The organism is Streptomyces aureocirculatus (assembly GCF_000720475.1).
Lineage (GTDB): Bacteria > Actinomycetota > Actinomycetes > Streptomycetales > Streptomycetaceae > Streptomyces > Streptomyces aureocirculatus.
In genome coordinates this window covers 1-8,832 of sequence record NZ_JOAP01000098.1, presented here as the reverse complement: position 1 = coordinate 8,832, position 8,832 = coordinate 1, and the positions used below count along the sequence as shown (strand labels likewise).

At 75.4% G+C, this 8,832-nt stretch carries 3 protein-coding genes; 1 reads left to right on the top strand and 2 read right to left on the bottom strand.

What is annotated here, in order from left to right:
- Positions 1–725: 725 nt before the first annotated feature.
- Positions 726–2,432, top strand: a complete 1,707-nt coding sequence (locus IG78_RS0140245; protein ID WP_030574448.1) for a bifunctional 3'-5' exonuclease/DNA polymerase — start codon at positions 726–728, stop codon at positions 2,430–2,432.
- An 8-nt stretch (positions 2,433–2,440) separates the two neighbouring features.
- Here the strand turns inward: IG78_RS0140245 and IG78_RS48900 are convergent, their stop codons facing one another.
- Together IG78_RS48900 and IG78_RS0140235 are read right to left on the bottom strand one after the other, a co-directional pair.
- Positions 2,441–6,157 carry a BTAD domain-containing putative transcriptional regulator gene (locus IG78_RS48900; protein ID WP_051853544.1) on the bottom strand — a complete coding sequence of 1,239 codons (3,717 nt, stop codon included), beginning with the start codon at positions 6,155–6,157 and terminating at the stop codon, positions 2,441–2,443.
- Between the two features lie 352 nt (positions 6,158–6,509).
- Positions 6,510–8,636, bottom strand: coding sequence for a sensor histidine kinase (locus IG78_RS0140235; protein WP_063760857.1), 2,127 nt, complete (start codon positions 8,634–8,636; stop codon positions 6,510–6,512).
- Positions 8,637–8,832: the final 196 nt, after the last annotated feature.

Here is an 8,832-nt window from a genome sequence, read left to right as displayed (position 1 = left end):
CCTGGACCCCCGCGTATCGGCGCTCCGCGCCTCGTCCTCAAACGCCGGACGGGCTGGAAACGCACGGTGCACCCCGCCCTCGAACACCCGACCGGCTGAGGTCGCGCTCCGCGCCACGCACCCTCGAACGCCGGACAGGCTGGAGTTGCACTGCGCACCTCGCCCTTAAATGCCGAACAGGCTGAAATCACGCTCCGCGCTCGTCCTCAAACGCCGGACGGGCTGGAAATGCGCCGCGCACCTCGCCCTCGGACACCCGACCGGCTGAAGTCGCGCTCCGCGCCACGCCCTCGAACGGTGGGCAGGCTGGAATCGCGCTTCGCGCTCGTCCTCAAACGCCGGACAGGCTGGGAATGCGCCGCGCACCTCGCCCTCGGACACCCGACCGGCTGAAGTCACGCTCCGCGCCACGCACCCTCGAACGCCGGGTGGGCTGGGAAGGTGCGCTCAGGCCCGGTGCGGGTGGAAGGGCAGGTGGGTGGGGGAAATCGCCGCGGAGCGGCGGCTCGTCGCGCTGGCGCGCTCGTCCTCAAACGCCGGACGGGCTTGGAACTTCGCCGGGGGGCTTGGAGCTTCGCCCGGGGGCTGGGCCCGTGCCGCCGGGGCGAAGTATTCAGCCCGTCCGGCGATTGAGGACAAGCGCGCCAGCGCGGGGAAGGGCGGGCGGGTGGGGGAGAAAGCGTCGCGTGGTGGCGTTGTCAGTGGGCGGTGGGATCGTCGGGGGTATGAGCGGTGGACGGTGGGTGGTGGCGGAGGAGGCGGGCGGGGGTGCTGCCCTGGTGCCGGTGGACGAGGGCGGGCGGCCCGTGGGGGACGTGCGCCGGGAGGCGGATCTTGTCGCGGCGGTGCGACGGCGCCCCGAGGTGACCCGGTGGGTGTGGCGGTCGACGACCGCCGTGTACCCGCGGCTGCTCGCCGCGGGCGTACGCGTGGAGCGCTGCTACGACATCGAGGCGGCCGAGCTGCTGCTCCTCGGCCACGAGGGCCGCCTCGGCGAGCCCCGCTCCGCGGCGGCCGCCTGGGCCCGCCTGCACCGAAGACCCGTACCGCAGGACCCCCCACCCCGCGCGGCCGAGCCAGGCGCGCAGGACTCCCTCTTCGAGCCGTCCCAGGCGGCCCACCTCCCCCTGGAAGCCCTCCTGGAGGTGTACGCGGACCAGCTCACCCGGCACGGGGCCACCGCCCACCCGGGCCGCATGAAGCTGCTCACGGCGGCCGAGTCGGCGGGCATGCTCGTGGCCGCCGAGATGAACGCGGCGGGCCTGCCGTGGCGCGCCGACACGCACAAGGAGGTGCTGCACGAGCTGCTCGGCGAGCGGTACGGAGGCAGTGGTGAGCCGCGCAGGCTCGCCGAGCTGGCGGACGAGGTGTCCGCGGCGTTCGGCCACCGCGTACGCCCCGACCTGCCCGCGGAGGTGGTGAAGGCGTTCGCCCGCGCCGGCATCCGGCTCAAGTCGACGCGCAAGTGGGAGCTTGAGGAGGTCGACCACCCGGCGGTCGTGCCGCTGCTCCGGTACAAGACGCTGTACCGCATCTGGACCGCCCACGGCTGGTCCTGGCTCCAGGACTGGGTGCGCGACGGCCGCTTCCGCCCCGGGTACACGCCGGGCGGCACCGTCTCGGGGCGCTGGACCACCAACGGCGGCGGCGCGCTCCAGATCCCCAAGGTCATCCGGCGCGCCGTGGTCGCCGACCCCGGTTGGCGCCTGGTCGTCGCCGACGCCGACCAGATGGAGCCCCGCGTCCTCGCCGCGATCTCCCGCGACCGCGGTCTGATGGATGTCGCGGGCAGCGCGGAGGACCTGTACACCCGCCTTTCCGACCGCGCGTTCGCCGGTGACCGCGAGCACGCCAAGCTGGCGCTGCTCGGCGCGGTGTACGGGCAGACCTCGGGCGACGGCCTGAAGAACCTGGCGGCGCTGCGCCGCCGCTTCCCCCTCGCCGTCGCGTACGTGGACGACGCGGCGAAGGCGGGCGAGGAGGGGCGGCTCGTCCGGACGTGGCTGGGGCGGACCAGCCCTCCGGCCGTCGGGAGCGGAGCCGACGACGACGGCGGCGAGGCGGGCCTGCCGCAGGAGGCGCCCGCCGCCGGGAACACCGCGCCCCAGGACGAGTTCACGCCCGGGTACGCCTCGTCGGACGCGCGCGCCCGGGGCCGCTTCACCCGTAACTTCGTCGTGCAGGGCAGCGCCGCCGACTGGGCGCTGCTGCTGCTCGCCGCGCTGCGCAGGGCCACCGCGGGGATGCGCGCCGAACTGGTCTTCTTCCAGCACGACGAGGTGATCGTGCACTGCCCGCAGGAGGAGGCGGAGGCCGTCGTGGCCGCGGTGCGCGAGGCCGGGGACCTCGCGGGGCGGATCGCCTTCGGTGAGACGCCGGTGCGGTTCCCGTTCACGGTGGCTGTGGTGGAGTGCTATGCCGACGCCAAGTAGCGGCGCGCTCAACCCCCTGCCGCCAGGAGGGCCTTCAGCTCCTCGACGACCTTGGCGTTGACGCCGTCCAGGGACTCCAGGGCCGCCAGGGCCGCGTCCCACTGGGCGTGCGCCTCCCGCGTACGGCCCCACGTGCGCAGCAGGAGCCCGAGCTGGTGGCGGGCGAGGCCGCCCATGTGGGTGTCGCCGCGGTGCTCGGCGCGGTCCAGGAGGACGGTGCCCTCGCGGGCGGCCTCCTCGTGCCTCGCCAGTTCGCGCAGGGCCCGTACCAGGCCGAGGCGGGACTGGGACTCGCCGTGCCAGTCCTCGTACTGGCCGTGCAGCCGCAGGCTCTTCTCGAAGTGGGCGAGGGCGGCGGCGGGTTCGCCGAGGGTGAGGTGGGCGTAGCCGATGTTGCAGTGCGCGGACTGCCGGACGATCAGGTTCCCGATGCGGTCACCGATCGCGAGGCTGCGTTCGTGGTGGGCGATGGCGGTGCGGGCGTCGGTGTGCTCGTACAGGTTGCCCAGGTGGCTGTAGGTGGTGGCCTCGCTCAGCGGGTCATCGAGGCTGCGGGCGAGACCGAGGGCCTGGCGGAGGGCGCCCGCGGACTCGGCGAACCGGCCGAGGCCTTCCAGGAGGAGGCCCCGGTGGTTCAGGCCGCGGCGTACGCAGGAGACGTCGCCGAGGGAGCGCCACAGGGCGAGTGCCTCGTCGTTCAGCGTCAGGGCCTCGCTCGCGCGGCCCGCCATGAACCGGTGCCCCGCGAGGTCCGTGAGGGCCTGCGCCCGCGCCCGCGGGTCCCCCGCACGCCGCGCCGTCGCCACGGCGACGGCCCCGAGCCTGGCCAGCTCCGTGAGCCGCCCGCGCCGCTGGAGGTAGGGGAACAGGTGCCGGACGAGGGCGGGCACCAGACCCGTGGCGTCGTGCCGGTGCCGCTCGGTGAGCGCGACGATGTTGGGCAGCTCCTGGTCGGCCCAGGCGAAGGCCTGGTCGATGGTGGCGAAGGGGGAGGCGAAAACGGGAGAGTCCCCCGGGGCCTCAGGGGCCTCCGGGACCGCCGGGGCCTCCGGGACCGCCGGGGCCTCCGGGACCGCCGGGACCGCCGGGGCCTCCGGGGCCTCCCCCGGAACCGGGGTCGGGGTCGGTCCCGTGGGGCCGAGGCGGTCCTGTTTGTCCCTGCCCTCCGGCACGATCGCCAGGAGGGTCTGGCGCGCCATGGCGTCGTACCAGGTCAGCGCCGAGCGGTCGGCCGACTCCGCGGGCGGTGCCGCGTGTTCGCGGGCGAAGGCACGGACCAGGTCGTGGGGTGCGTAGCGGCCGTACGCGATCTCGTCGAGGAGGGCCACGTCGACCAGGCGGTCGAGGGCGGCCTGGGTACGGGAACCGGGCAGCCGCAGCACGCGGGCGAGCAGCGGGGCGCCGTACTCCGGCAGGTCGAGGGCGCCGATGGCGCACAGCGCGCGGGCGGCGTCGCGGTCGCCCGCGCGGTCGGAGTCGCGCAGCGAGGTGAGGGCGACGTCGAGTGAGCTGCGGACGCTCAAGTCGTCGTGTTCCAGGTGGTGCAGGCGGCCGCCGCAGTCCGCGAGGAGGTGCGCGAGCGCGTCCGGGGTGAGCGCGCGCCGGGCGGCGAGGCGGGCGGCGACGATGCGCAGGGCGAGCGGGAGCCGTCCCGCGAGGGCCACCAGCGGGTGCGTCGCGTCCAGGCCGGTGCGTCCGGAGGCGGCGCGGAGCAGGGCGGCGCTGTCGGTGTCGGACAGCGGCCGCAGCGGGAAGCGGGCCGCGCCGTCGAGCGCGGTGAGCTGGGAGCGGCTGGTCACGATGACGCCGCAGCCCGGACCGCCGGGCAGCAGCGGACGCACCTGCGCGGCGCCGGCCGCGTCGTCGAGCACCAGGAGGGTGCGGGTGGGGGCGAGCAGCGAGCGCAGCAGCGCGGCGGACGCGTGCGGGTCGTCGGGGGTGTGGCGCTCCCCGGCGCCGAGGTCGCGCAGGAGCGCGGCGAGGGCCTGGCCCGGGGTGAGCGCGGAGGTGGCGCCGTGCAGGTTGAGGTAGAGCTGCCCGTCGGGGAACACGTCCCGCAGCTCGTGCGCGGCGTGTACGGCGAGCGCGCTCTTGCCGACCCCCGCCATCCCCGCGAGCACGGCGACGGGCGGCACCGCACCGTGCCGCCCCCCGGCATCCGCCCCGCCGAACAGCTCCCGAAGCCGCCGCACCTCGTCCGTGCGCCCGGTGAAGTGCAGGGGCCTGGGGGGAAGTTGTGCGGGACGGGGCGGGCGTGGGGGGTGAGTGGGGGTGGGGGTGTCGTCGGTACCTCGGGAGGTGGGGGGCGGGAGCGGGTCGCCGCCGGGCACGGCGCCGGGGGTGCCGCCGGGCACGGCGCCGGGAGTACCGCCGGGTACGGCGTCCGGGGTGCCGCCGGGTACGGCGCCGGGGGTACCGCCGGGCACGGCGTCCGGGGTGCTGCCGGGGCCGACGCCCGAGGTGCTGCCGGGGCCGACGCCCGAGGTACCGCCGGGCACGACGCCCGAGGCACCGCCGGGCACGACGCCCGAGGCACCGCCGCGTACAGCGCCCGAGGCGCCGCCAGGCACAACGCCCGAGGCACCGCCAGGCACAACGCCCGAGGCACCGCCAGGCACAACGCCCGAGACACCGCCAGGCACAACGCCCGAGACACCGCCAGGCACAACGCCCGAGGCACCGCCAGGCACAACGCCCGAGGCACCGCCAGGCACAACGCCCGAGGCGCCGCCGCGTACAGCGCCCGGGGTGCTGAGGGGTGCGGGGGCCGGGTCGCCCGCGGGTATGTGGGGTGGGGCGCTGTCCGGTGCGGGGAGCGGCGGCCCGGTGTCGTCTTCGCCCGGGTCCGGGGCGGGCGACGAGATGCCGGGAGTGAGGGACTCGTCCGGCGCGGATGACGACCCGTCCACGCCCAAGCCCACGCCGGCGCCCGCACCAGCGCCAGCGCCCCCGCGCAGGACCTCCCCATGGGCCTCCCGCACCCCCTCCCCCGGCTCCACGCCGAGTTCGTCGACCAGGCGGCGGCGGAGTGCGCGGTGGACGGCGAGGGCCTCCGCCTGGCGGCCGGTGCGGTGCAGTACGAGCATCAGATGTCGGTGGAAGTTCTCGCGGAGCGGGTGCTCGGCCACGAGGGACGTCAGTTCCGGTGTGAGTGCGCCGAGCTCGACGGAGACGGCGGAGGAGCCGCCGCCGGGGTCCGCCGCCGCGGAGAGCAGCGCGTCGAAGCGGCACTCCAGGAGCAGCAGCCGGGCCTCTTCGAGACGCTGTACGAGGGCGTGCCCGGCGCCCGCCGTCGGGAGACCGGACAGCGGGGTGCCGCGCCACAGCGCGAGGGCGGCACCGGCCGCCCGCTCCACGGTGGCCCAGTCGCGCTCGGCGTGCGCGGCGCGCGCCTGCGCGCAGCGGCGCTCGAAGACGCGTACGTCGAGCTCGCCGTCGTCCACCCGCAGGCGGTAGCCGGGCGGTACGGCGTGCAGCCGCCCGGGGTCGTCGAGCAGTCGGCGCAGCCGGGTCACATGGTTCTGCAGGGAGGCGTGCGCGGACGCGGGCGGGCCCTCGGGCCACAGCGCGTCCTTCAGGGCGGCCGCGGAGACCACCCGGTCGGGTTCCAGGAGCAGCGCGGCGAGCAGGGCCCGGCCCTTGGGACTGCGTACGGGGTGCGCCTCGCCGTCGGGCCCGTACAGCGCGGGCACGCCGAGGAGCCCGAAGCGGAGCTCGTCCGTCATGCGCGCCCCACTCCCCCTTCGCACCGGACCGCTCTGTTCCGGCCATGCGCGCCGACCGGAAGACCGTTGGCCACATGTTAGCCATCTGTTGGCGTGGCCTGATGTGATCACTACATCGGACCTGGCCCCGCCGGTGCTCGCGTTCATACGCGTGGCTCGGGGGAGTGTCGCCGCCGCGGCCGGGTCCGGCCAAGCTGGCCTCTGGCCTTGAGCGGACGTCCCCGGTGCGGGGGGCGTGGGGTTTCGCGCTGACGCGCTCGTCCTCAAGCGCCGGACGGGCTGAATTCCACACCCGCCCACAGAACACACCCGCCGCGTCGCGCACCGCACCATCGCGCTGACGCGCTCGTCCCTACGTCACCGGCAGCGTGACCGTGAACGTCGTGCCCTTGCCCAGGGTGCTGTGGGCCTGGACCGTGCCGCCGTGGGCCTGGACGAGGTTGCGGACGATGGCGAGGCCGAGGCCGCTGCCTCCGGTGGCGCGGGTGCGGGACTTGTCGGCCCGCCAGAAGCGGTCGAAGACGTGCGGAAGATCCTCGGCGGCGATGCCGGTACCGGTGTCCGCGACCTCGATGACCACGGACGATCCGTCCACCGGCCGGCACAGGACCGTCACCTCGCCGCCTTCCGGGGTGTGCCGGATGGCGTTGGAGACGAGGTTGCCGATGGCCTGGCGCAGCCGCAGGGGGTCCGCCGTCAGCCACGGGTCGCCCTCCGCGACGGCGGTGAGCCGTACTCCGGCGGCGTCGGCGCGCGCCTGGTGGGCGGCGACGACCTGTTCCGCGAGGTCGACGGCGCACATGGGCTCCCGGTGCAGCCGCAGCGTACCGGCGTCGGCAGCCGCGAGGTCCTGGAGGTCGTTGACGATGTGCTGGAGGAGCAGGGCCTCCTCCAGGAGCGAGGTGACGAGTTCGGGGTCGGTGGCGACGACCCCGTCCTCCGCGGCCTCCAGCCACCCGCGGATGTTGGACAGCGGCGTCCGCAGCTCGTGCGCGACGTCACTGACCATCGCCTTGCGCTGCTCCTCCAGGGCCCTGCGGTGCGCGGCCATGTCGTTGAAGGCGGCGGCGAGCTGGCTGATCTCACCGGCCGAGCGTGCGGGCACCGGCTCGGTCGCCTCGCCGGTCTTCATCCGCTGCGTCGCCATGGTCAGCGCGCGCAGCGGCCGGGTCAGCCGGGTGGCCGCGAAGGCGGTGGCGGCGACGGTGACGGCCAGGACCGCGGCGGCGAGCCCCACCAGGCGCGTGGTGTTGGCGCCCGACAACTGGAAGCCGCTCTCGGAGGGGCGGGAGCCGTCGGGGCTGGTGATGAACAGGAGCGCGGGTGACGACACGTACGGGCCGAGCTGTTCGCGGCGGGCACTGTCCACGCAGTTGGCGGCGAGGGCCTGCGCGGCGTCGACCTGCTCCTGCTGGCGCACGGCCTCCTCGCTGCGGGCCCCTTCGTCGAGGCGCCGCGAGTAGGTCCCGTCGTCCTTCGCGGCTTCTTCCCTCGCGGCCTCTTCCTTCTTCACGACTTCGTCCTTCGCCGCCTCTTCCTTGGCCGCCTCTTCCTTCGCCGCCTCTTCCTTCCTGGCTTCGCCGGGCTTCGTGGAGGGCCGGGACGGACCGTCGGGCACCGACACGTCGGTACCTTCGCCGCCGTCAAGGGCGGGTGTCGGGACCAACTGGGGCGCGCCCGGCGGAACGTACGCCTGGTAGAGGCGGGGAGCGCCGTCGCGGCTGACGGTGAGGCCGAGCTTCACGGGCTCGGTCCCCTTGCGGCGCATACACGCGTCGGCGAGCTTGTTGACCTTGTCGAGCGCCTTGCGTTCGGTGGGGGTGAGCCCGCCCACGTACCCGGGGCCGCAGCCGTACTCGGTGAACTTGACCTCGGAGTCGTCGGGGGAGGTGATGTACGGGCGGCCGTTCGGGCCCTCGACGGCCTTCGCGTCGACACCGCGTTCCCGCAGACAGCCGACGGCCTTGTCCGTGATCTGCCGCAGATCCTTGCGTTCGGACGCGGTCAGCCGGAAGGGGCCGACGGCACGCGGGTCGATGCGGTCGACGGCGTCGCTGCCCGTGCCGGTGCCGAGCCCGCCCTCCGTACCGGAGCCGCCCGTACCGGACCCGCCCGTACCGGACCCGCCCGCGCCGGATCGCGCGGTACGCGAACTCGCCGCCGCCAGGGTCGAGTCGACGGCGAGCGGGTCCACGACGGCGGACGCGCGCGCAGGGAGCCGGGCGTCGTGCTTGGGCGCCGGTCCCGCGGAGTCGGCGATGACCTTGCGGTCCTGGGTGGTGAGGGCGATCCGGCGGCCGGTCTCGGCGGCGAGGTCGCGCACGGTCCGGTCGGCGCCGCGCCAACTGGGGCGGGTCGCGGCGAGGTCGAGGAGCTTGTCGTAGATGCGGGCGTCGTCGGCGAGGACCTGCCCCTGCTCCTGCCGGATCGCCCCGGACGTGGTCTGCGCCGCGAGCCAGGCGGTGGCAGCGATCGACATGACGGAGACGAGGACGGAGACGACGAGCAGCCGGGTCAGGAGACTCTTGCGGACGGGTACACGGCCACGCGACGCCCCCGCCCCGGCCTGACCTCCCGCCCCAGCCTCGATCCCGGCACCAGCCCCGACCCCGGCCCCAACCCCGATCCCGGCACCGGCCCCGGCCCCGATCCCGGCACCAACCCCTGCCCCTGCC

Excerpts from the sequence above, each read along its gene's own strand:
- IG78_RS0140235 (WP_063760857.1), bottom strand. The coding sequence starts at position 8,636 with ATGTCGATCGCTGCCACCGCCTGGCTCGCGGCGCAGACCACGTCCGGG.
- IG78_RS48900 (WP_051853544.1), bottom strand. The coding sequence starts at position 6,157 with ATGACGGACGAGCTCCGCTTCGGGCTCCTCGGCGTGCCCGCGCTGTAC.
- IG78_RS0140245 (WP_030574448.1), top strand. The coding sequence starts at position 726 with ATGAGCGGTGGACGGTGGGTGGTGGCGGAGGAGGCGGGCGGGGGTGCT.